At 41.0% G+C, this 23300-nt stretch carries 23 protein-coding genes; 6 read left to right on the top strand and 17 right to left on the bottom strand.

Translation table 11 applies throughout. The features are described 5' to 3' along the window. Positions 1–109: 109 nt before the first annotated feature. The 4 genes from PULV_RS13285 to PULV_RS13270 all read right to left on the bottom strand — a co-directional run bounded on the left by PULV_RS13285 (position 110) and on the right by PULV_RS13270 (position 5214). Positions 110–868 (bottom strand): class I SAM-dependent methyltransferase, encoded by a 759-nt coding sequence (locus PULV_RS13285; RefSeq protein WP_086744724.1) that lies wholly within the window; start codon positions 866–868, stop codon positions 110–112. Positions 869–934: 66 nt separating this feature from the next. Further along, entirely contained in the window at positions 935–2143 is a 1209-nt protein-coding gene (locus PULV_RS13280; protein WP_086744725.1) for a response regulator, read from the bottom strand. Positions 2144–2432: 289 nt separating this feature from the next. Continuing rightward, complete coding sequence (gene prlC, locus PULV_RS13275) at positions 2433–4472, bottom strand: oligopeptidase A (protein ID WP_086744726.1); 2040 nt, start codon at positions 4470–4472, stop codon at positions 2433–2435. 67 nt (positions 4473–4539) lie between these two features. Then, the gene (locus PULV_RS13270; protein WP_193331956.1) at positions 4540–5214 is read right to left on the bottom strand and encodes a DUF2461 domain-containing protein; all 675 of its coding nucleotides are present in this window, start codon (positions 5212–5214) and stop codon (positions 4540–4542) included. Positions 5215–5293: 79 nt separating this feature from the next. Here PULV_RS13270 and gorA point away from each other — a divergent pair, with 79 nt between their 5' ends. Then, positions 5294–6652 (top strand): glutathione-disulfide reductase, encoded by a 1359-nt coding sequence (gorA, locus tag PULV_RS13265; RefSeq protein ID WP_086744728.1) that lies wholly within the window; start codon positions 5294–5296, stop codon positions 6650–6652. Positions 6653–6721: 69 nt separating this feature from the next. Here the strand turns inward: gorA and PULV_RS13260 are convergent, their stop codons facing one another. After that, complete coding sequence (locus PULV_RS13260; protein WP_193331955.1) at positions 6722–7978, bottom strand: EAL and HDOD domain-containing protein; 1257 nt, start codon at positions 7976–7978, stop codon at positions 6722–6724. A gap of 46 nt (positions 7979–8024) precedes the next feature. Between PULV_RS13260 and PULV_RS13255 the strand changes: the two genes are divergently transcribed. The 3 genes from PULV_RS13255 to PULV_RS13245 all read left to right on the top strand — a co-directional run bounded on the left by PULV_RS13255 (position 8025) and on the right by PULV_RS13245 (position 10645). Continuing rightward, positions 8025–8924 (top strand): substrate-binding periplasmic protein, encoded by a 900-nt coding sequence (locus tag PULV_RS13255; RefSeq protein ID WP_086744730.1) that lies wholly within the window; start codon positions 8025–8027, stop codon positions 8922–8924. A gap of 96 nt (positions 8925–9020) precedes the next feature. Continuing rightward, positions 9021–9584, top strand: coding sequence for a PhnA domain-containing protein (locus PULV_RS13250; RefSeq protein WP_086744731.1), 564 nt, complete (start codon positions 9021–9023; stop codon positions 9582–9584). Positions 9585–9745: 161 nt separating this feature from the next. Then, a complete protein-coding gene (locus tag PULV_RS13245; RefSeq protein ID WP_086744732.1) occupies positions 9746–10645 on the top strand; it encodes a phosphoribulokinase in 900 nt (299 codons plus the stop codon). A 59-nt stretch (positions 10646–10704) separates the two neighbouring features. On the opposite strand, the gene speD is transcribed toward PULV_RS13245, so the two are convergent. From speD to rpe, 9 genes are all read right to left on the bottom strand, one after another. Next, positions 10705–11511 carry an adenosylmethionine decarboxylase gene (gene speD / locus PULV_RS13240; protein ID WP_086744733.1) on the bottom strand — a complete coding sequence of 269 codons (807 nt, stop codon included), beginning with the start codon at positions 11509–11511 and terminating at the stop codon, positions 10705–10707. Between the two features lie 105 nt (positions 11512–11616). Continuing rightward, positions 11617–12021 carry an OsmC family protein gene (locus tag PULV_RS13235; protein WP_086744734.1) on the bottom strand — a complete coding sequence of 135 codons (405 nt, stop codon included), beginning with the start codon at positions 12019–12021 and terminating at the stop codon, positions 11617–11619. 88 nt (positions 12022–12109) lie between these two features. After that, the gene (locus PULV_RS13230) at positions 12110–12460 is read right to left on the bottom strand and encodes a DUF3802 family protein (protein WP_086744735.1); all 351 of its coding nucleotides are present in this window, start codon (positions 12458–12460) and stop codon (positions 12110–12112) included. A 150-nt stretch (positions 12461–12610) separates the two neighbouring features. Continuing rightward, complete coding sequence (gene astD / locus PULV_RS13225; protein WP_086744736.1) at positions 12611–14077, bottom strand: succinylglutamate-semialdehyde dehydrogenase; 1467 nt, start codon at positions 14075–14077, stop codon at positions 12611–12613. 18 nt (positions 14078–14095) lie between these two features. Then, on the bottom strand, positions 14096–15112 hold the full coding sequence (astA, locus tag PULV_RS13220; RefSeq protein ID WP_086744737.1) for an arginine N-succinyltransferase: 1017 nt from the start codon (positions 15110–15112) through the stop codon (positions 14096–14098). A 77-nt stretch (positions 15113–15189) separates the two neighbouring features. Then, positions 15190–16398, bottom strand: a complete 1209-nt coding sequence (locus tag PULV_RS13215; protein WP_086744738.1) for an aspartate aminotransferase family protein — start codon at positions 16396–16398, stop codon at positions 15190–15192. 434 nt (positions 16399–16832) lie between these two features. After that, positions 16833–17411: an anthranilate synthase component II gene (locus tag PULV_RS13210; protein WP_086744739.1), complete on the bottom strand. Its 579-nt coding sequence runs from the start codon at positions 17409–17411 to the stop codon at positions 16833–16835. A gap of 60 nt (positions 17412–17471) precedes the next feature. Next, positions 17472–18476, bottom strand: coding sequence for a tryptophan--tRNA ligase (gene trpS / locus PULV_RS13205; protein ID WP_086744740.1), 1005 nt, complete (start codon positions 18474–18476; stop codon positions 17472–17474). 100 nt (positions 18477–18576) lie between these two features. After that, complete coding sequence (rpe, locus tag PULV_RS13200; protein WP_086744741.1) at positions 18577–19248, bottom strand: ribulose-phosphate 3-epimerase; 672 nt, start codon at positions 19246–19248, stop codon at positions 18577–18579. A 182-nt stretch (positions 19249–19430) separates the two neighbouring features. On the opposite strand from rpe, the gene PULV_RS13195 reads away from it, so the two are divergent. Next, on the top strand, positions 19431–19745 hold the full coding sequence (locus PULV_RS13195) for a hypothetical protein (RefSeq protein WP_086744742.1): 315 nt from the start codon (positions 19431–19433) through the stop codon (positions 19743–19745). Between the two features lie 10 nt (positions 19746–19755). Continuing rightward, positions 19756–19929 carry a DUF2970 domain-containing protein gene (locus PULV_RS13190; protein WP_086744743.1) on the top strand — a complete coding sequence of 58 codons (174 nt, stop codon included), beginning with the start codon at positions 19756–19758 and terminating at the stop codon, positions 19927–19929. Here the strand turns inward: PULV_RS13190 and PULV_RS13185 are convergent, their stop codons facing one another. Genes PULV_RS13185 through aroB form a run of 3 tightly spaced genes read right to left on the bottom strand, consistent with a single transcriptional unit; the run spans position 19930 to position 23281 of the window. After that, complete coding sequence (locus tag PULV_RS13185) at positions 19930–20748, bottom strand: Dam family site-specific DNA-(adenine-N6)-methyltransferase (protein WP_086744744.1); 819 nt, start codon at positions 20746–20748, stop codon at positions 19930–19932. It abuts the gene before it with no gap. Between the two features lie 3 nt (positions 20749–20751). Then, complete coding sequence (locus PULV_RS13180) at positions 20752–22212, bottom strand: SPOR domain-containing protein (protein WP_193331954.1); 1461 nt, start codon at positions 22210–22212, stop codon at positions 20752–20754. Next, positions 22202–23281, bottom strand: a complete 1080-nt coding sequence (gene aroB / locus PULV_RS13175) for a 3-dehydroquinate synthase (RefSeq protein ID WP_193331953.1) — start codon at positions 23279–23281, stop codon at positions 22202–22204. The genes PULV_RS13180 and aroB overlap by 11 nt, the downstream gene beginning before the upstream one ends. Positions 23282–23300: the final 19 nt, after the last annotated feature.

Raw genomic sequence — 23300 nt, 5'->3', positions numbered from 1 at the left:
CGCGCCGAGAGTATCTTTTTTTCATGACATTTTTATTTAATATTTATGACAGTTAAAGTCACTTAAAAGCAAGGCTTCTCTTTTAAGTGACCAAAGCAATGCGATGTTGTTAGTTTTTCATCGCGGCTTTGATATAAACATCAAAACGGTTTTTCTTGGTGGCTATCACCATTGATGGTTTTTGGTGATTTAAATCGGGCGCATAATCGGGGCGTTTCACCACAACCCGTTTGTTGGCCAATGCTAGCGCGTCCGGTAGCAATCCATCTGCATCTAAATCTTGACCCACTAGATCTTGAAAAACCCGCATTTCTTTTTTTACTAACGCAGATTTATCTCTGTGTGGGTACATAGGATCAAGATACACAACGTCAATATCATCAGTGGAGCGAGGAAGTAGCTGATGACTGCTGCCAAACTCCATGCGCATATTTTCTTTCATCCAAGCGCCAATTTCAGCATCTTGATAAGCCCGCTGTAAACCATCGTATAGCAAGGCGGCGACCACAGGGTTACGCTCATGCAAAATAACTTTACAGCCTAGCGCAGCCAATACAAAAGCATCACGGCCAAGCCCTGCTGTACCGTCCAGTACTGTGGGTGTCACACCTTTGTTTAATCCGACGGCTTTGGCAATGGCTTGTCCTTTCCCACCACCAAATTTACGACGATGTGCCGCTGCACCAGTCACAAAGTCCACCCGGATCGCACCGAGTTTTTTTTCGTCTGTCTTATGAAGGCTCAAGCCAAGTTCATCGTAGTGAAGCTGGAAGAGATTATTAGGATTGTGCCAAGCCGCTAGATTGAATTGCTGCTCGATTTTAGCTAGATAATCACGAAGTTCTGCAAAAGGGCTATGAATAATCAAGGCACGGTTCTCATAAAAATAGACTCGTGCATTATACCCAAAGCAAAATAAAACTGCTGTAACTGATTAAAATAATTCGATGTCGATTTGAGAGGTGACTTCGTTTACGGTTTCTTCTTGATGCAATTGAGAAAACTGCTCAAGCATTTGTGCACGTTGCGCCATAATATGCTCCATATACTCGATAACATCATTGAAAGACGAGCGCATTTGCTGAGTCAACTCTAAATGCGCTTGTAACTCTTTAACTGTGTGCTCAACGGAATTTAACACGTACTCTTCTTGCTCATCTTCAAGGTCAAGCGCTGGGATAGTATTAATAAAATTACTGTATAAGGCTTTGACCATATCAACAGACACTTGACCGTGCGCGTAGATTTCTTCAACTTGCGTGCGTAAAGTGGTATCAACAAGATTAAATGTTTCGGTGATTTCATTGGCCTGAGCCATGATTAATTCGTTAATTTCCATCGACATAACCTTGGCGTTGGTTGCTTCGAGTACGTGTGGAAATAAATCCTTATAGCGGCCATACGTGGCGGCATCAGCAAGTGGCATATTTTTAACTAACAGGGATACTTTTGGATAATTTACTATCGTGCGTGTGCCAAAATCGATAAATCGATCGCCCTCTTGGCACTTTTCCAATAACTCTTGCTCAAGCGGACACACTGCATCGTGATTACTGAAAAACGCTGCACCTTCTTTGTACCAATACGCAACGACAACATTTAAATTAAGTGGATTAAAAAACTCAAAAAAATGGTCACTTAAACGCTCTAAAGAGTGGGCATTGTACGTTTGCCCCACATAACGCATCACACGTCCCATATCACTAAAATCTGTCAGGGCCATTTCAGCCGTAGATTCGGCTCGAGCGATATGATTTTTTAATTGAGTTGATTGCTGGCGGTACTGATAGAGCACTTCAATTCGGGCCAAGAGTTCATCTTTTGCAAAAGGCTTGACTATGTAGTCATCAGCCCCTGAATTATACCCACGCACTCGATCTTCAAGGGCGCCACGACCCGATAAGAACATCACGGGTATTTCATTTGTTGAAGCGTCTTTTTTTAGTTGTTGGCAAACCTCATAACCTGTCATCCCGGGCATTTCAACGTCCAGCAAAATAATATCTGGATTATGCCGGATCGCCGCGCGGATCCCCTGCTCGCCATTTTCGGCCTGAATCACCTCACAATAGTCGGATAACGTTTGTTCGACTAAGTTTCGAATAAACTTGTCATCATCAATCGCGAGAACCAGCTTAGACATACTAGCACTTCCTTTTTGTAAAAATGGCTTGGCATTATATTTGTCTAAAAAGCATAGTACGCAACGGGATATTTGAAAAATTTTTATATCAAATCAATGATTAGGGCGTGTTGATTTTGCCAGATGGTTTTTTACAGCGAATTATTGTTCATTTAATCAAGGCTGAAGCTGTATGGTGTCGTTATTCAAAAAACCGATAATACAGTAACAATCAACAACAAACGCATCCCAAAGGGTTCAGCTAAAAAACAAAAAGCGCCAAAATGGCGCTTTTTGTTTGGTCTGCATTTTATGCTGCGATGCCGCTATGGCGAAGTAAGGCGTCAATTTGCGGCTCTCGCCCTCTAAACGCTTTAAACAGCTCCATTGGTTCTTTTGAACCACCCATTTCTAAGATAGCATGCATAAAATCACGTCCGGTTTGAGGATTAAAGACCCCCTCTTCTTCAAAACGAGAAAACGCATCGGCAGATAACACTTCAGCCCATTTATACGAATAATACCCTGCGCTATAACCACCAGCAAAGATGTGGCTAAAACCATGTTGGAATCGGTTAAACTCTGGCGCTTTAAATACAGCAACGCGCTTACGAACATCATTCAACACCTGCTGAATATGACCTTGCTTATTAGGTGTGAAATCAGCATGAATATGGAAATCAAATAATGAAAACTCAATCTGACGCAACATTTGCATCGCTGATTGGTAGTTTTTCGCTGCCAGTAATTTGTCGAGCAACTCTTTAGGCAGTGGTTCATTAGTTTCGTAATGACCAGAAATAAACGCCAGCGCTTCTTCTTCATAACACCAATTTTCGAGGAACTGACTTGGCAACTCAACCGCATCCCAAGCTACACCATTAATACCAGATACTGCACCGGCACTGACTTGCGTTAGCATATGATGGATACCATGACCAAACTCATGGAATAACGTGGTGACTTCATTGTGGGTAAATAACGCAGGCTTATCACCGACAGGTTTATTAAAATTACACACTAAATAGGCGACAGGGTTTTGTAATTGACCATTTGCGCGGATTTTTCGGCCAATACAATCATCCATCCATGCACCACCGCGTTTGTTATCGCGGGCATATAAATCAAGATAAAATGAACCGCGATGCTGACCTTGTTCATCTGAAATTTCAAAAAAGCGTACATCAGGGTGCCAAGTATCTGTGTCTTTGACTTCGGTCACATCAATACCAAATAAACGTTTTACGGTGGCAAACAAGCCACTTAAGACGCGATTTTCTGGAAAATATGGACGAAGCACTTCATCAGAAATGGCATATTTTTGCTGTTTTAGCTTTTCACTAAAATAACCTAAATCCCATGCTTCGAGAGAATCTAAGCCTGCAGTCTCTTTGGCAAATGTCAGTACTTCGGCTAACTCTTGCTCTGCTTGTGGTTTTGAGCGCTCAGCGAGGTTATCTAAAAAGTCGAATACTTGCTGAGTATTTTGCGCCATTTTGGTTGCCAAAGAGAGCTCACCGTAATGTGCAAAATCAAGTAACAGTGCCAGCTCATGACGTAGCGCAAGTAATTCATCCATAATGGCTGAATTATCAAATTCATTGGCGTTGGGGCCTTGCTCTGAAGCCCGCGTTGCAAACGCCACATAGGTTTCTTTTCTGAGTTCTCGGTTATCGGCATAGGTCATAACGGGTAAATATGACGGAAAATCCAAAGTAAACACCCATCCTGAAAGCTCTTTACTTTGCGCTGTGTGCGCCGCTAATGCGAGTGCTGACTCAGGTAAGCCACTTAACAAGCTTTCATCAGTGATATGTTTTTGCCATGCTTGTGTGGCATCCATCACATTGTTGCCAAATTTGGCTGCAAGCTCAGATAAACGGCTACTGATTTCGCCATAACGTTTTTGTTTGTCTGCAGATAACGAAATACCTGATAGCTTAAAATCTCTCAACGCATTGTTGATCACTTTTTGCTGCTCAGTGGTGAGGGAAGCAAACTCGGCTGAATCAAAAATTGCTTGGTAAGCCTGATAGAGACCTTGATGTTGACCCACAAAGGTCGAGTATTCTGAAATCAGCGGTAAACATAAATCATATTGTTCGCGCAGCTCTGGGCTATTGACCACAGAATGCATGTGCGAAACAGGTGACCATAAACGTGATAATTGATCATCCACTTCTTCTAAAGGAGTAATAAAATTGTCCCATGTATAAGTGTCGTTTTTTAACACGTCATCAATCGTGGTACGGCACTTTTCTATCCCTTGCTTTAATGCGGGAACAATATGTTCTGGTTTAATGTGTGAAAACGGGGGTAAACCCTCAAGGTTGATCAGTGGATTACTCATAAATAGTCTCTTTGCGTTAACGTGCATTAATCAATACGTTGGGGCTAAAGAAAAAAAATCAACTCTGTTAAAACGGCTGCTCTAAAGCAAAACACAAGTAGCCCATTAAAGGGATGGCTTTTTTATAGCGTTCAACAGCAAGATCAATCAACTCGTTAGAGCATACTTGCTTGGCCGTCAGTGGACTAATAGCAATAAAATCTTTGCGCTTGAGTTCATCTAATAAGGGATGTTCTTTATCAAAACCACGAGGTGGACGCTTTAAAGACTCGCCAGATAAGCTATAAAAAGATTGAAAGTCAGGGCTGTAAATTGCTTTTTTATAACTATTTGGGTTTTCATCAATACAGTGGCGTATTTTGTTCAATGCTTTGGATTCTGGTCGCCAAATCCCTGCTCCAACAAAACATTGCTGATTAGATAAATGAAAATAAAGCCCCGGTGCATGAACATCTTTGCCCATAAAGTGGCGAAATTGGATTCCTACATTTATTTTGTAAGGAGTCTTATCTTTACTAAAACGTGCATCGCGGTGAATACGCATTAAGCTCCCGCCGACTTTTTTATCGGATGCGACTAAATGACTCGACATGTCGGCCAACGGAGCTTGCATCTGCCGTATGAAATCCAATGCAGGCTCTCTGACGTACTGTTCATACTGATCTTTACGTTGGTTGAACCAATCTCGGTTATTGTTTTGCTCTAGCTGTGTGAGAAATGTGAATGTTTTTTCACTAAACATGGGTCACCTTATTTATTCTTTCTTTTAATTACTTAATGTTATGCTAACGCGAATAACATTCAACGGTTAAGGATACAAAATGGCACAACATTTTGATTATATTGCTATTGGTGGCGGAAGCGGTGGTATCGCTTCTGCCAACAGAGCCGCCATGCGTGGCGCAAAAGTCGCCCTAATTGAAGCACAACACATGGGTGGAACCTGTGTGAATGTAGGCTGCGTTCCTAAAAAAGTTATGTGGCATGGCGCACAAGTCGCTGAGGCGATTAAACTTTACGCACCTGATTATGGCTTCGACGTTGAAATAAAAGACTTTAATTGGTCCAAACTCATCGAAAGTCGCCAAGCTTATATTGGCCGTATCCATCAAGGTTATGATAAATATCTCGCCAGCAATGGTGTCACGGTGATCAACGGCTTTGCTAAATTTGTTGATAACAAAACCATAGAAGTAAACGGTGAGCACTACACAGCGGATCACATTTTAGTCGCCGTAGGTGGCCGCCCGAGTATTCCTAACATTCCTGGCGCTGAGTATGGCATTGATTCGAATGGCTTTTTTGAATTAACCGAACAGCCTAAGCGTGTGGCGGTAATCGGAGCGGGTTATATTGCGGTTGAATTAGCTGGTGTTTTACATGGCCTAGGGACAGAAACGCATTTATTTGTTCGTAAACATGCACCACTGCGCAGTTTTGATCCGTTGATTGTCGATACCTTAACGGAAGTCATGGCGGCTGAAGGGCCGACATTACATACTCATGCGACACCAAGCAAACTCACCAAAGAGTCTGACGGCAGTGTCACATTGCACCTTGAAAGCGGCGAAACACATACAGTTGATCAAGTCATTTGGGCAATTGGTCGCCACCCAGCAACCGATGCCATTAATATCGCCGCAGCAGGTGTTGAGCTTAATGAGCACGGTTATGTCAAAGTCGACGAATACCAACAAACATCAGCTAAAAACGTCTACGCTGTGGGTGACATCATTGAAGGTGGCGTCGAGTTAACACCTGTCGCAGTTAAAGCTGGTCGCTTGCTCTCTGAGCGGTTATTTAACCCCGAAATGCCTGATGCCAAAATGGATTACAGCTTAATCCCTACGGTTGTCTTTAGCCATCCACCAATTGGTACCATTGGCTTAACAGAGCAAGAAGCCATTGCACAATACGGTGAAGCAGACATCAAAGTTTATACTTCGAGCTTTGCCGCGATGTACACAGCTGTAACTCAACATCGTCAGCCTTGTAAAATGAAGCTGGTTTGCCAAGGTAAAAATGAAAAAATTGTTGGCTTGCATGGTATTGGTTTTGCGGTTGATGAAATGATCCAAGGCTTTGCGGTCGCAATGAAGATGGGCGCGACCAAAGCCGATTTTGATGCTGTTGTTGCTATCCACCCGACTGGCTCTGAAGAGTTTGTTACAATGCGCTAATTTGCATGTAGAACTGAATGATTAAAGGCTCGCTCTTAATCATTCAGTTCTTCTTAGGCAGACTTAATTTCAGCTAATAAATGACAAGGTGTCATCTGCATACAAAAGTGCCGAGACATACGTTTTACCTATATGTCGAAAGCTGGGCTTTTGCGGTAAAAACGCTGCAATCATTAATTCATGATCATCTACTTCAATTGCTTTAGCTAGCATCAGCATTTTTCCAATAGGGCCATTGTGATCTGACAATGCAGATCTACATTCTTCACTGAGCAAAAACTCTTCGCAGATTTCAGCTATGGACTTATCCAAAATTGCATCAAGCACTGAAACAAGCCCGACTAAATACCCTGTACTCATGACTTCATCACCATGCTCTTCTAACATATCAGCAATGAACCGTGCGCGAGTTAATCCCAACTTAGTTAACTCTGAAGGTTTGTCTTGCCCTAACTCACTTAATGCCAGCACAGTGATAAATTGGCGAATTAAATCTTCACCTAAATAGATAATCGCTTGGGATAAGGAACTAATCGAAGATTTAGCGCTTTTACATGCGCCATTGGCCATTTTCAAAACGCGTGCTGACAAACTGATGTCTTTGGCAACTTTACTCTGAACCTCTGAAAAATCGAGACTGTCTCGCAGTACTAATTTCATCAAATCGATGACGACGAGTTTCAAAGGTGTAATATTTTTTAGGTTCATCATTTCAGGCTTTGCAAAAAAGTAGCCCTGATATAAATCAACCCCAACGTTGACAAGTTCAGTAAACGTTTGATAATCCTCGATACGCTCAACCACTATTTTTGCATGTGGGTATTCGCGCTTAAGCCTCTTCACTTGAAGTAACGTGCGCATTAGCGGCACTTCAACTTCGAGTTTAATATAATTGACTTGGCTCAGTAATGGCTGCCATTTCTTATCGCCATCATAATCATCAAGTGCAAATATATAGCCTTTGTTACGCATTTGTTCGACATAACCACACACCTTCTCAACTTCATCCGTGCGCTCGACAATTTCGATCACCGCTTGTTTAGGAGAAACTAAATGTGGCAGCTCTAAGATTAATCCTGATGTAGATAAATTAATGAATGCCCTGTGGTTATTGGTCAGTTTATCAATGCCGTGTAGCAGTAATGCATCAAAAAACATTCGGCCTGTTGCTTGATCATCTGTCAAATGGCTAGGAAAGAAATTAGATGCTGAATCTCGGTACAGCAACTCATAAGCATATGTTTGCCTATCAGCACTAAAAATGGCTTGTCTTGCGATAAATTGTTGATCAATAGCAGGGGAGTGTTCGGTTAAGGGGTTTTCCATATCTCATCTCAATAAATCAATAACAACAGAAAAAAGACTCTGCCCAATGTCAGTGTTAACTCTAGTCTATACAGAACAAAATTTCACAGAGAGTTACACTATAAATAGAAAATCCACTCTATTTTTTGAGTTTATCGGCATTGTAGGTCACTCTTATAATAAGACACCTTTCGGAAACGATATGTTCACATTACATAGGCTGGTATTTCTTTTATTGTTGATAAACGTCAGTGTATTAGCTGCTCCTGACGTGCGCCTTAAGTATGACCTTAGCGCCTCGAATGGTCTCATTCCTTATTACAATAATGACCCAGATTTCCCGGGAATTTTCCCTGAGTTTATTCACCTGGTATTAAAAGAAGCCAATATTCAAGGCGAGTCGATTGTTCTTCCTCCCGCGCGCACCCAACTGGCGCTGGCAAGAGGTGAGCTTGATTTTGATATTATCAGCCCGAGTTGGTTTAAAAACCATAAAATCCCTAAAGGGTTTGTCTTGTCTGATCCATTATTGAAAATGACAGAGCATTTAATTTACCTCCCTCAAAAGGAGCAATTTTTTACCAACAACAAGTCTATTTTAGGTCAGACTGTGGGGACAGTGCGGGGCTATTTTTACCATGATGACGACACTTTTTTTCGCTTTGATCTAATTTCTGAAAAAGAGATCATTCAAGCCTTGTATAAAGAGCGTATCGACGTCGGGATTTCGGGTGACTTGCCCGCTTTATTTTGGTCACAGAAGTTAAATATTCCGATTCAATTAGGACCGATCCATTCACAAGGATATGTGCATATTCGTTTAAGAGATGAACATCAGCATTTATTGCCTCAGCTCAATAAAGCCCTTAACAACTTGATTGAAAAGGGCACGCTCGACGTTATCGTGCAGCGGTACTTACAAATTATGGCCTATTCCAACACCCCACAGAGCACTTCTGAAAAATAAAACCCTACTTTTTATCTGTGAATAAGGTTAAGTGGCTCGCACTAGAACAATCCATGAGTATAATGTCGCCTTTGATATATACAGGAACGCATCCCCATGAGCATTGAGAAAGCTTTAATAGAACGTAGTGACAATAAATGTGAACTTTGTGGATCAACACACGACCTCTCTGTGTATGAAGTCCCCCCTGTTGCCGAAGCGCATTCAGACAAATGCATCTACACCTGTAAAGTGTGTAAAGATCAGATAGAAAAAACAACTGACCTAACCATAAACCATTGGCACTGCCTCAACGACAGCATGTGGAGTCAAACCCCTGCGGTTCAAGTGATGGCATGGCGCATGCTTAGCCGTTTAACCAGCGAAGGCTGGGCTAAAGATTTACTTGATATGCTTTATCTAGAAGATGACACCAGAGCATGGGCTGAAAAAGTAGTTGCTGAGTCTGATAACATCAAGCATGTAGACAGTAATGGTGTCACTTTACAAGCCGGTGATACTGTGACGCTCATTAAAGATTTAGATGTAAAAGGAAGTAGCCTAGTTGCAAAACGTGGCACTGCGGTACGAAATATAGGTCTCACCAGCAATCCTGAGCACATCGAAGGACGTGTTGAAGGTCAGCGCATTGTTATTTTAACCAAGTACGTAAAAAAATAATCAAGCTTATCGGGATGGGATGATTTGTCACATTCTACCACCTGAACCATCAGTTTGAGTGCTGTATGTTGGGTTACGTTTACCCAACATCTCACGCTCCCCCTCTTGACCTGATGAGTCCATAGCTTTATAAACGTGGTATCAAATAAATTGGTGCTACTATGTCAGCTAAACATCCTATCATTGCCATCACCGGCTCATCAGGTGCAGGAACAACTACTACGACCAATGCAATCAAGCATATTTTTCGTAGCTTGAATATTGAAGCCGCCTTTGTTGAAGGTGATAGTTTTCATCGTTATACCCGACCAGAAATGGATAAAAAAATCAGAGAAGCGCAGCAAGATGGACGCCATATCAGCTATTTTGGTCCAGAAGCAAACGACTTTGGCGCTCTTGAAGAATTGTTTTCTACTTATTCAACAAGCGGAGAAGGCAAAACCCGCCGCTATTTACACACATTTGATGAAGCCGTGCCCTACAATCAATTACCTGGCACATTTACTCCTTGGCAGGATTTAGATGCCAATACAGAAATTCTTTTTTATGAAGGTCTTCACGGTGCAGCTGTAGATGAAAATCATGATGTTGCTAAACACGTCGATTTACTCATTGGTATGGTGCCAATTATCAACCTTGAATGGATCCAAAAACTGATCCGCGACACCAACGAGCGTGGTCACTCTCGAGAGGCCGTAATGGGGTCTATCGTGCGCAGTATGGATGACTACATCAATCACATTACGCCGCAGTTTTCACGTACTCATATTAACTTTCAGCGTGTACCAACTGTTGATACCTCCAACCCATTCAGTGCCAAAGATATCCCCTCCTTAGATGAAAGTTTTGTGGTCATTCGCTTTCGAGGCATTGAGGATGTGGACTTCCCGTATTACTTACAAATGATTGATGGCAGTTTTATGTCGCGCCGCAATACTATGGTGGTTCCTGGGGGGAAAATGGGCTTAGCTATGGAGCTTTTACTGCGGCCATTAATTGAAGATATTATTAATAAAAAACGAGGCCTTGCCTCACTGCAACCGACACAGCTGCCAATCTAATCATATTTTACAGATATAAAAAAGCTGCAATCATGCAGCTTTTTTATAATCAAGACTGATTAAACCGGATCGGGCAAATTACGTCCGTAGAAGATTTCTTGCATTTCACGCGTTAGTTTTGCTCGAATTTCGTCTTCTTCTTCCTGACTTAAATCGTCAGTGGTCATACCAAATAAATACATATTAAGATCAGTCTCTTTTAACATCATCTTAGTATGGAATAAGTTTTCTTGGTACACATTCACGTCAGTCATCTGATACGCATCTTGTGTATCTTCAGTCATAAAGTTTTGAATCGAGTTGATTGCATGGTCAATGTAATGTTTTTGCCCATCAATATCACGTGTAAACCCACGGACACGATAATCAATCGTCACAATGTCAGACTCTAAAGAATGAATTAAGAAGTTCAATGCTTTTAATGGAGAGATAACACCACAGGTTGAGACTTCAATATCGGCACGGAATGTACAAATACCATCATGAGGATGAGATTCTGGATACGTGTGAACACAGATATGGCTTTTATCTAAATGAGCAACCACTGAATCAGGTAAAGGACCCGGAGTTTCCTCTTGATCGACATCATTAATTATTGGCTCTTCAGAGACTAAGATAGTGACACTTGCACCTTGTGGATCATAATCTTGGCGTGCCACATTTAGAATATTCGCACCAATAATATCGACTACTTCGCCTAAAATATCAGTCAGACGGTCGGCATTATATTGTTCATCAATATACTCAATGTATTCTTTACGTTGTTGTTCAGTTTTTGCGTAACAAATGTCGTAAATACTGAAGCTTAAACTTTTAGTTAAATTGTTAAAACCGTGGAGTTTAAGTTTTGTAAATGGTTCGTTCACGATAAACCACCCTCATATCTGACTGAGTAAATCTGCGCAAAGCAGCATGAAAAAAGATTGCGGATTTTATACGAATAATCTCTCATCACAAAGCTTTATTTTCCCCTAGAGAGAGACTACCTCATGGCTGTGGGTAATTTCGACCGTTTTATCAAGCATTAATGCAACTGAACAGTACTTCTCAGCCGATAAAGATATCGCACGTGCAAGGTGTTTTTCAGAGACATCTTTGCCAGTCACGACAAAATGTAGATTGATTTTTGTAAACACTTTAGGAGCCGTTTGAGCTCGTTCAGCGCTGAGTTTTACTTCAACATTGCTGACATCTTGCTTAGACTTTTGCAAGATACTCACCACATCAACCGATGAACAACAGCCTACCGACATAAGCACCATTTCCATTGGGCTCGGCGCTGCGCTATCTGACCCTGTATCAAAGACCACATTATGACCTGAATTTGATAACCCGATAAACGTATCGCCTTCAACCCACTTCACACTTGCTTGCATGACTCTCTCCACTTGTTATTTTTATGGTTTATTTGCCCAAGCGAAAGTGTATGGATTTACCATCAGAGTGCAAGGTAAAAAAGCTCAACTACTGTCCTGCATTCGAAAATGCTGAGTCAAACAAGTTTTTAACTAGCCCTGCAAACTCATCTATAAACTCTTTTTGTTCAACGGTGACGGGTTGATTAATGACACCTGAGAGCACTTCTTGTAAATCATAAACAATGCCATCAATCTCTCTGACAATCAGGCTACGCTGCTCTGTCGTAAGCCCTTTGTGTTGCTGGCAAAAAGTCATAATTCGCTCAGCAATATCGTCTTCAATAAACGAAATTACCGTCGGCGCACCTTCAGCTACCTTGCCTGGCTTCTCAAAAATAGATAAGTGCTGCGTCAAATACATGATGAGCTCATCATAACCCGGCGTATTAGTAACCATAATGGACCCTGTCTTTTGATAGTTTGCTTAACGTTATTTAAGCAGAAAGCCCAATGAAATACTAGGTACAGTTCTGTATTAGCCAATTCACTGAGCAAGCGAGCAGTAGAGACAAAAAAAGCAGCTTTCGCTGCTTTTTTATTTTGGAGATTATAACGATAAACCTGGGCTTAACGTTGCAGGCATACTAACCTGCTCAAGCTCAACCGAAGCGACCGGGTAAGCACAATAATCCGCGGCGTAAAACGCACTCGCACGATGATTACCTGACGCCCCTATCCCGCCAAACGGCGCAGCACTTGATGCCCCGGTGATAGGACGATTCCAATTCACAATTCCCGCACGAATTCGACGAAGGAAATGCTCATAATCTGTTTCATTATCACTTAAAAGACCAGCAGATAAACCAAAATCTGTGTCATTACCTTTTGCTATCGCAGCATCAAAGTCGCTGTAACGGAATACTTTTAGTAATGGTCCAAAATGCTCATCATCTGGGAAATCAACTACATCAGTACAATCAATGATGCCTGGCGTCACAAAGCCTGTACCAGCAGTATGCTTTAATTCAACTAAAACCTTACCACCAAGCGCAACAAGCTCTTGCTGCGCTTTCACCATCGAAAGCGCCGCTGCTTCTGAAATCATCGATCCCATAAATGGCTGGACTTCATCATCATAATGACCCACTTTGATCGCCTGCGTTGCAGTCATCAACTGAGCCAAAATAGCATCACCTTGCGCATCTTGACTTAAAAAGAGTTTTCGAGCACATGTACAACGCTGACCGCTAGAAATAAATGCAGATTGGATAATGTCATGAACGGCAGCTTTAGTATCGGCCACATCTTTAACGATTAGTGGGTTATTCCCACCCATTTCCAATGCTAAAATTTTGCCTGGCTGACCCGCAAATTGCTGATGAATTAAATGACCTGTACGTGAAGAACCAGTAAAGAACAAACCATCGATGCCACGATGTGCAGCTAATGCTTTACCCGTTTCCACTTCACCTTGAACTAAATTGATAACGCCTGCTGGTAAACCGGCTTTTTCCCACAATTTCAATGTGAGTTCAGCAACCATTGGAGTCAATTCAGAAGGCTTGAAAACAACCGTGTTACCCGCAAGTAATGCAGGCACTATATGACCATTAGGTAAATGCCCAGGGAAATTATAAGGGCCAAAAATAGCCACAACACCGTGCGCTTTATGGCGAATAATCGCTTTGCCTTGTGGCATTGGATTTTCGACTGTACCGGTGCGCTCTAAGTAAGCTTTTTCAGAGATAGCGACTTTACCGATCATCGCTCCAACTTCTGTTGCAGTTTCCCATAACGGCTTACCTGTCTCTAACGCAATTGCTTGCGCTAATTGTTCTTTATTTTGCGTTAATTGTTCTGCAAAGCGCTTAACGATGACTAAACGCTCTTCAAAGCTAAGATCTGTCCATAAGTAAAACGCTTCACGTGCAGCGTTTACTGCTGTATCGACTTGATTGGCATCAGCGGCGCTGGCCTGCCAGATAACATCATTTTTTGCTGGGTTTAGGGAACTAAATAATTCACCTTGGCCTTCAACCCATTGACCATTAATAAACTGAGCAGCGTGAGACATCTCAATTCTCCATTAATTTTATAATTCAGCAATACTAATTGTATCGCCCGCTTGAACGAGTAAGGCATCTGCAATTTGCTGTGAAATAACCACAGTATCGGTATTAAATTCAACCGAAATATCAGCAAGCGTTGCCCTAAATTCTACTAAGCCATCATTAGAAAGCATCATTTGCATGCCGCCTTGATTGTCGCCTATCACGACCGTTCGCTTTTGAGCAATACGAACTGTACGAATATTATCAACTTTAGCCTCAACTGTTGGGCCTGCATCGAAAATATCGACATAACCATTGAAGGTAAACCCTTCATTTTTCAGCAGCTGGATGGCTGGGCGAGTTTTATCATGCACTTTACCAATCACCGCTTGTGCATCTTTACTCAATAAATTGACGTAAATTGGGTACTTTGGCATTAATTCAGCAATAAATACTTTTTGGCCAATCCCTGTCAAATAATCAGCGGTTGGAAAGTCCATCGAAAAGAAATGCTCTTCGAGCCATTGCCAAAAAGGACTACGCCCTTGATCGTCTGAAATACCACGCATCTCAGCCAATACAGTATCTGCGAAACGTTGCTGATGTGCCTTAATAAACATAAAGCGCATTTTAGACAATAGTTTTCCATTACCACCTTTACGGAATTTATCTCGTAAAAAGAGGGTACATAACTCAGTCGCTCCGGTGTAATCATTACACAGAGTTAAAATATCGACTGCTTTATAAACATTGAGCGTACGCGATGAATGAATCACTTTGCTTAAATGGTAATGGTAAAAAGCATCATCTAGACCGACAGCAGCTTCGATTGCAGAAGTCCCTACAACTAAACCAGTTTCAGTATCTTCAAGTACAAATAAGTACCCTTCATCTTCTGGTTGAGCGACCTGTTTGGCAAATGAAGCTTCTGAACGAGCAATTTTCTTTGTTAGTAGTTCTTCATTAACAGGTAATGAAGTAAAACCATGTCCAGACTCATCCGCTATTTTTAGCAATTCAGCATAATCTGATTTTCGGATAGGGCGAACGATCATCATGATGGCGCTTACTCCCTTGTATGTAAGTGACGGTAAAGTGCGAGCAAACCAGAAAAGCTTGCTCGCAGATAGGATTATTACTGGGCGTTAACTACTGACGCGACCGCTTTTTCAAAACGTGCCATCCCTTCACGAATATCGGCTTCAGGAATCACTAAAGAAGGAGCAAAACGCACCACGTTTGCACCCGCAACCAAAGCCATTAAACCATTTGCAACACTCGCAAGCATAAAGTCTCGGGCTTTACCTTGGTACTGTTCGTTAACAACGGCGCCTAACAGTAAACCTTTGCCACGGATTTCGCTAAATACATTGTATTTAGCATTCACTTCTTCAAGTAACTCACGGAACAAGGCTTCTTTCGCTTTTACGCCATTAAGTACTTCGGGTGTATTGACTGTATCAAATGCCGCTTCAGCCACAGCACATGCTAATGGATTACCACCATAAGTTGAGCCATGCGTGCCCACTTTAAGGTGCTTTGCAATATCAGTTGTTGTGATCATCGCACCAATTGGAAAACCACCGCCTAACGCTTTTGCAGTTGTCAGAATATCAGGTGTTACACCTAATCCTTGGTAAGCATATAATTCACCAGTACGGCCAACACCTGTTTGCACTTCATCAAAAATAAGTAATGCATTGTGCTTATCACATAAAGCACGAACGCCCTGAATAAACTCAGCTGTAGGGCTAACAATTCCGCCTTCACCTTGAAGAGGCTCTAACATCACAGCACATGTGTTGTCTGAAATTAGCGCTTCAAATGCCGCTAAATCATTATATGCACAGTGATCAACATTGCCAGGTTTTGGACCAAAGCCATCTGAATACGCTGCTTGGCCACCCACAGTGACGGTAAAGAAAGTACGACCGTGAAAGCCTTGATTGAATGCAATAATTTGCGATTTTTGTTCGCCGTGATTATCAAGCGCCCAACGACGAGCGAGCTTTAACGCTGCTTCGTTCGCTTCAGCGCCCGAGTTTGCAAAGTAAACTTTATCAGCGAAAGTCGCATCAACTAATTTCTTTGCTAAACGAATAGCAGGCTCATTCGCCATTACATTAGCAACATGCCATAACTTTTCACCTTGCTCTTTTAATGCAGATACAAGTGCAGGGTGACAATGACCTAAACAATTAACCGCAATACCGCCCGCGAAGTCGATATATTCATCACCGGCTTGATCCCAAACTCGTGAGCCTTCACCACGGACAGGGATCACCGCTGATGGGGCATAGTTAGGTACCATTACTTCGTCAAATAATTCGCGATTTACAGTCATTGTATTTCCTCTATAAGTGAGTACAAGCTAGATAAACAAAATGATATTTTATCATTTGCTGTACGCTGTCTCTGGTGTCAAAGACAAGATTTAGATTAGCATTATTTCAAAAAAAACAGCTTATGTCTTGTAACAAAAAGTCGCTACAAGCCTTTATATTCAAGGGTTAAGATAATATTTCAATGAATATGCATAAGTATTTGAGTCATTCTGAGCAAAAGCCTATCAGGGACTATCCTAGATAGATTTACCTCTCGAAATGAATACTGCATTAATATACGGCAATTAATTTCAATAAATTGGTTATTTTTAGGGCTAAATCAGCATTTTGCTACTTAATTCTAGCGTAGGTGCCAATATTTGTAAGTCAATAGCTGAATTACCCACAAACCCTCAGCACCTAAAGTACAACTTCGACATGAGATGCCAATAGGTTATGGATATGCTTGGATAAAGTTGGCTAAGAGTGCTAAACCTGACTGAGTGAGAATCGCTTCCGGATGAAATTGCACTCCCTCTAAAGGTAAGGTTTTATGTTTTAACCCCATTATTTCTGGTTGGTGTTCAACATCAACCCAAGCAGTGACTTCAAGCTCAGCCGGCAATGAATCAGGTTCAACAACCAACGAATGATAACGACACACTGTCAGTGGATTATCGAGCCCTGTAAACACCCCTGAATTGGTGTGCCTAATAAGAGAGGTTTTACCATGCATGACTTCTTTGGCTCTGACAACCTTCGCCCCCAAAGCTTGTGCGATGGTTTGATGTCCTAAGCAAATCCCTAATATTGGATAGTCATAACGGCATTTGTCGACAATATCAAGCGACACGCCCGCTTCTGATGGTGATTTAGGACCTGGAGAAATGACAATATGATCGGGATTAAGCTTGGCAATATCATGCACTGTTATTTCATCATGACGCTTAACTACGACATGCTGATCGAGTCTTTGAAAATACTGGACCAAATTGTAGGTAAATGAATCGTAGTTATCGATCATTAACAACATAAATAATTCTCTGATAAGCAAAAGCCAGACATTGTCTGGCTTTAATAACAACGATAGTGATTATGGGCGAGGGATAAAACCAACCGCATCGTAAACGGCTTTTAATGTTTTCTCTGCTCTTTCACCTGCTTTTTCAGCACCTGCACGCATGATTTGATCAAGACGGGTTTGATCATCTCGAATCTCATGAAAACGAGCTTGGATAGGTTCAATCATCGCGACAACAGCATCAGCTGTATCTTTTTTCAAATGGCCGTACATTTTGCCTTCGTATTCTGGGACTAATTGCTCGATGGGGCGCTTTGTTGCCACAGAAAGCAAGGTCAATAAATTTGATACCCCTGCTTTTTCTTGAGGATCAAAATAGATACGTGCTTGCTCATCTGAATCAGTCACTGCTTTTTTAAGCTTTTTCTCGATTTTTTTCGGCTCATCCAGCAACATAATATAGCCATTTGGGTTGTCGTCGGACTTTGACATTTTCTTGGTTGGATCTTGCAAGCTCATCACTCGTGCGCCAAATTCAGGAATATACGGTTCAGGAATTTTAAACACATCACCATAAATATTGTTAAAGCGGTTTGCTATATCGCGAGTTAGCTCTAAATGCTGTTTTTGATCTTCGCCAACAGGAACTTGATCCGCTTGATAAAGTAATATGTCTGCGGCTTGTAGCACTGGATAACTATATAAACCAACGTTAATGTTGTTAGTATTTTTCGCTGACTTATCTTTAAATTGCGTCATGCGATTAAGTTCACCCATTTGCGCATAACAGTTAAGCACCCAGCTTAACTGAGCATGCTCAGGTACTTGAGACTGAACAAATAGTGCTGATTTTTCAGGGTCAATTCCGCAAGCGCTATAAAGCGCAATGCCATCTAATACACGCTGCTTAAGCATTTGAGCTTCTTGTCGCACTGTGATCGCATGTAAATCAACTAACATGAAAAAACAATCATGATCTTGTTGTAGGGTCAGCCATTGGTTGATTGCACCAATATAATTACCAATAGTCATGCCACCAGTTGGCTGAATGCCACTTAATACAACAGGTTTACTCATGTTCGTTTTTCTCTCTTTAAAATGATAAATCGTACTTGTATGCTTAATTACTTGGGATTTTAATCCTTTGTAACTCATCGGCAAAGTGAAATACGTGTTTTTATTCGACTTGTGCTAATTCAGCTCTCATTTCATCAATCACCGCTTTATAATCAGGCTGATTGAAAATAGCAGAGCCCGCAACAAACATATCAGCGCCCGCTTCAGCAATTTCTTTTATATTGGCAACATTCACGCCACCATCTACTTCTAAACGTATATTTCTGCCTGAAGCATTAATGAGTGCTTTTACTTGCTTGAGTTTATCAAGGGTCTGATGAATAAAACTTTGCCCGCCAAAACCTGGGTTTACAGACATCAATAAAATGACGTCTAGTTTATCCATAACATATTCTAAGCAAGAAAGTGGGGTTGCAGGGTTGAGTACTAAACCGGCTTGACACCCATGCTCTTTAATTAGCTGCAATGTCCTGTCAATATGCTCACTCGCTTCTGGGTGAAATGTGATAATACTCGCGCCCGCTTTTGCAAACATCGGAATTAAACTGTCTACAGGTTTAACCATTAAATGCACATCTATCGGAGCTGTGATCCCGTAATCGCGAAGCGCTTGGCAGACCATTGGACCTATCGTTAAATTAGGCACGTAATGATTATCCATTACATCAAAGTGAACAACATCAGCTCCGGCCGCTAAAACTGCATCGACATCTTCGCCTAAGCGAGCAAAATCAGCCGATAAAATCGATGGTGCAATTAGAAATTTTGACATGGTCACCTCTTACATATTGGGGTTGCTAATGTATACTATTTTATTTTGAATTTCACCTTTACAAACATTTAACAAATGATTAATATTATTTATCTTCGCATATATTATATTTATCATTCTGCTTGTTTTTTACTGTTTATTTGATTAAGCTTTGACCACGTTTTATGCAAAGGGGAATAGCTATGAAAGTCAAAGGAACAAAACGAATGTTGGTTGCTTCTTCTGTCGCTTTATTTTCAGCGACTACGTTTTCTGTGATCACTACCCCAACCTCTCAAAATTCACATTGCAGTTGCTCTAGTAACTACTCCAATCAATATGCTTATAATCGTGCGGTAGCACAATGCCGATTAGACAATGCGTCCAATAAAAGTTGGTTTGCATGGCTAAAGGGAGATAGTCGCAGTGCTCAATTTCATTACTTGGATTTGTTAGAGTTACTTAGCCACTCTGAACAAGATACACCTCCATCAGCGCAGTTTACTCCTACCAACTAAGTTGAACAATATGCTTTCAACACTACAGAGTATTGCTGCTGCCGCCTTTGGAGTGCAAAGCGAAAGAAAGCGCCAAGCAGATGCGACAGAACATTCAGCGACCAAGCTAATTATTGTCGGCATTATTAGTCTCGCGGTTTTTATATTTTCTCTCTATTTTTTAGTACAACTTATCTTAGCTTAACTACTTACAATACAAAGCCATTAATTCATCTACTTTATTTCTAGAGCCACCTTTGGGGCTGATCGTTCTTTTTACTTGAATCATATCAAGTGATGCTTGAGCGTAAATTTTTCTTGTCCAAACCGTATCATGATTAGAGATAAGTACAGGTGTATTGAGTTTAAAAGCGCTTTGCTCAGCCAAATTAGCTAATTGAGCTTGATCATCCAAACCAAACCCACCTTTTGCATACGAGGTAAATGAAGCCGTTTTGCTTAATGGAACATAAGGAGGGTCGCAATAGACCACAGATGAATCAGGCATATCCTTAAACACATCCGAATAACTCTTGCAGGTGAACGTCGCTTTTTGAGCCTTTTCAGCGAAGAAATAGAGCTCTTTTTCAGGAAAGTACGGTTTTTTATATTTTCCAAAAGGCACATTGAAAATACCCTTTAGATTATAACGACATAACCCGTTGTAACCATGTCGATTTAGATATAAAAATAAAATTGCACGTTCATACGCATCCTGACACGCATTAAATTGTACTCTGTACTGGTAATACGCGTCACTCTGATTATTTAAATCGACAAAAAGCTTACGTGCATCACTAATAAACTCATCAGGCTCGTTTTTTAATTCATTATAAAGATTGATTAGATCAGCATTGATATCATTAAGAATATAATGCTTAAAGTCTGTATTTAAAAATACAGAACCAGCTCCAACAAAAGGCTCTATCAGCGTGTCTGCCTCTGGTAAGCGTTTGGCAATTTCTTCGACTAAGCTGTATTTTCCGCCTGCCCACTTTAGAAAAGCGCGAGTTTTTTGTTTCATTTATTAATTAACAGTCTTTTTATCGTTAGGCTGAATACGAGCAATTTCTGCTTGTATAGTTTTTATCGTTTTTGAAAAGGGAGCTAAGGCTAGTAAGCTAGCTTCTAGCTGCGACTTAGCTTGTTGACTCTGCGCGATATTTTGGTACGGACCAATAGTAACGACCCACCAAGGTGCGTTGTTTCGTTGTGTTTGATATATTCTAACCTGATTGAGAGAGTGATTCATTATAAACTGCTGTAATGTTTCTTCATCGCTCACCGCAATTAATTGCAGCATCACTAGTTGTTGATCTTTTTCTATAAACCACTGATTATCATATCCAACAGCCAGCCTTGATTCTGGTTCTGGTTCTGGTTCTGGTTCTGGTTCTGGTTCTGTCGAAGCATTTTCAATTTTAGGAGTCGATGCGACCTCTATTTCGCTACTGGGTATTTCTTCAGTGTTGAGTATTTCAGTAGGTTTTGGCTTAACAACCATAAGATCACTTAAGATCGCCTGAGTCGAGCTTTTATCCTGCAGCTCATTCTCCTCCACCTGAGGATCCTGCTGATTATTCAATATTCTTGTACCTGATTGTAACTGTTCAGTTACTTCGCTTACACTTGCTTGTTGCACCTCTGATTGGTTATTCGCCATTTCTTCATTCGAATCTGAACGGACGGTCAATTTATCAGTCGATAATGCTAACGAGGTGGGATTTGAATTTGGAGTATTCGGTTTCGGTAAAACAGGCTGTTGTTTGTTAAATACAAAAACATAAAGCGATACTGAGATAACGATCAAAACAACCGATAGTAAAGCAATCAGCATTACATAAAGGTGCTTTTTCGATGAACTGTCATTCTCAATCTGTTGATTTTGAAAATCTTGCCACGCAAGCAACAACGTGGGGTTGCCATGTGCGGACTCTAGAAAGCTTAAAAAAACTGGATCATAACGGTGTGGTAACTCGTCATAATACATAGCTAAAAATTGTCGACTTTCATCTGAACTAATAGGTTCTAAATGTATATTAGTAATTGTACTGAGTGATGTTGGTTTATTTGCTGCTAATAAAAGCTTAACGAATTGAGAATACTGCTTGGCAACCAACTCAAATTCACTTAATAACAAGTCACTGCAATGATGAACGTTATCAAGCACGATCAAAATGCTCTTACTTTCGTCCACTCGAAATAGCTCGTCAAAATTTTCTGAAAAACTAAGTGCTTGATCGATTAAAGGTGAAGAAAAGCATTGCTCAAGTACTGAATTCATAACCGAGAGATCGGTCATTTTAGCCGTTAGTTGAACATATGATTTTATATGGTTTTGATATTTTTCTGATACAAAAGATTCAAGTAAATAACTTTTGCCAATACCTGACTGGCCGAGTAAACATATGATTGGTTGACCATACTCATATTGAAGCTCGATGCGATCTACCAATGCCTGACGACTAGGTAGGATCTTAGCTTGCATTTGGAGATATCAGATCCTGAAGCTCATCCAAAGTAACGTCCGAGACAAGTTCACATTGTCCAAAACATTTAGGCAAAATAAAGCGAATAGTGCCTTGTTTATTCTTTTTATCTTTTTTCATATGCTTGATGAATGCATCATAGCTCACTTCAATGGGAAACGAAGTTGGTAAATTAAAGCTTTCCAACAAACGCTGGACTCGGATTACTTCGTCTAAGTTTAACTTTCCACGTTTCTCGCTTAGCTGACAGGCCATCATCATCCCTGCCGCGACAGCTTCTCCATGAAGCCATTGCCCATACCCCATCTCAGCTTCGATAGCATGACCAAAAGTATGCCCTAGGTTCAATTGAGCTCTCACACCCTGCTCTTTCTCATCTTCAGCGACAATCAAGGCTTTAATTTCACAACAGCGGTATATCACATGTTGTAAAGCGTCATTATCAAGCGCCTTCAATGTAGAGACATTTTGTTCCAAATACTCAAATAACTCAGTATCATAAATCAAGCCGTACTTAATCACTTCAGCCATTCCCGCAGCAAATTCACGGGCAGGTAAGGTCGATAGGCTAAGCGTATCAATCAAAACCATGTCTGGTTGATAAAAAGCCCCAATCATGTTTTTACCTAATGGATGATTGACTGCTGTTTTACCGCCAACAGATGAATCAACCTGAGATAGTAAAGTCGTTGGGATTTGAATAAACGGAACCCCGCGTTGATAACAGGCAGCAACAAATCCCGTTAAATCACCGATAACTCCTCCGCCTAATGCTATTAAGCATGTATCTCGTCCACAATTGTTCTCCAGCAAAAATGCTGATACTAATTCAAAAGACGCAAGATTTTTATGCTGTTCACCATCAGGTAAAATTATATGCAAGGGGTTAAATGGAGCTAGTTGCTCTAAAAGTGTATCAAGATACAAAGGTGCGACCACATCATTTGTGACAATAATCGGTCTGTTGGTTCGTATAAACTCAGGAAGGTTAACCCCGGACTGATAAATTCCGGGGCCAATATAGATTGGATAACTACGCTCATCTAAATTAACGGTCAATTCAAGCATAAGCGTACCTCTCCTTTAA

The organism is Pseudoalteromonas ulvae UL12, from assembly GCF_014925405.1.
Lineage (GTDB): Bacteria > Pseudomonadota > Gammaproteobacteria > Enterobacterales > Alteromonadaceae > Pseudoalteromonas > Pseudoalteromonas ulvae.
Note: the sequence above shows the minus strand (reverse complement) of the source record. Positions and strands in the feature narration are given on the sequence as shown.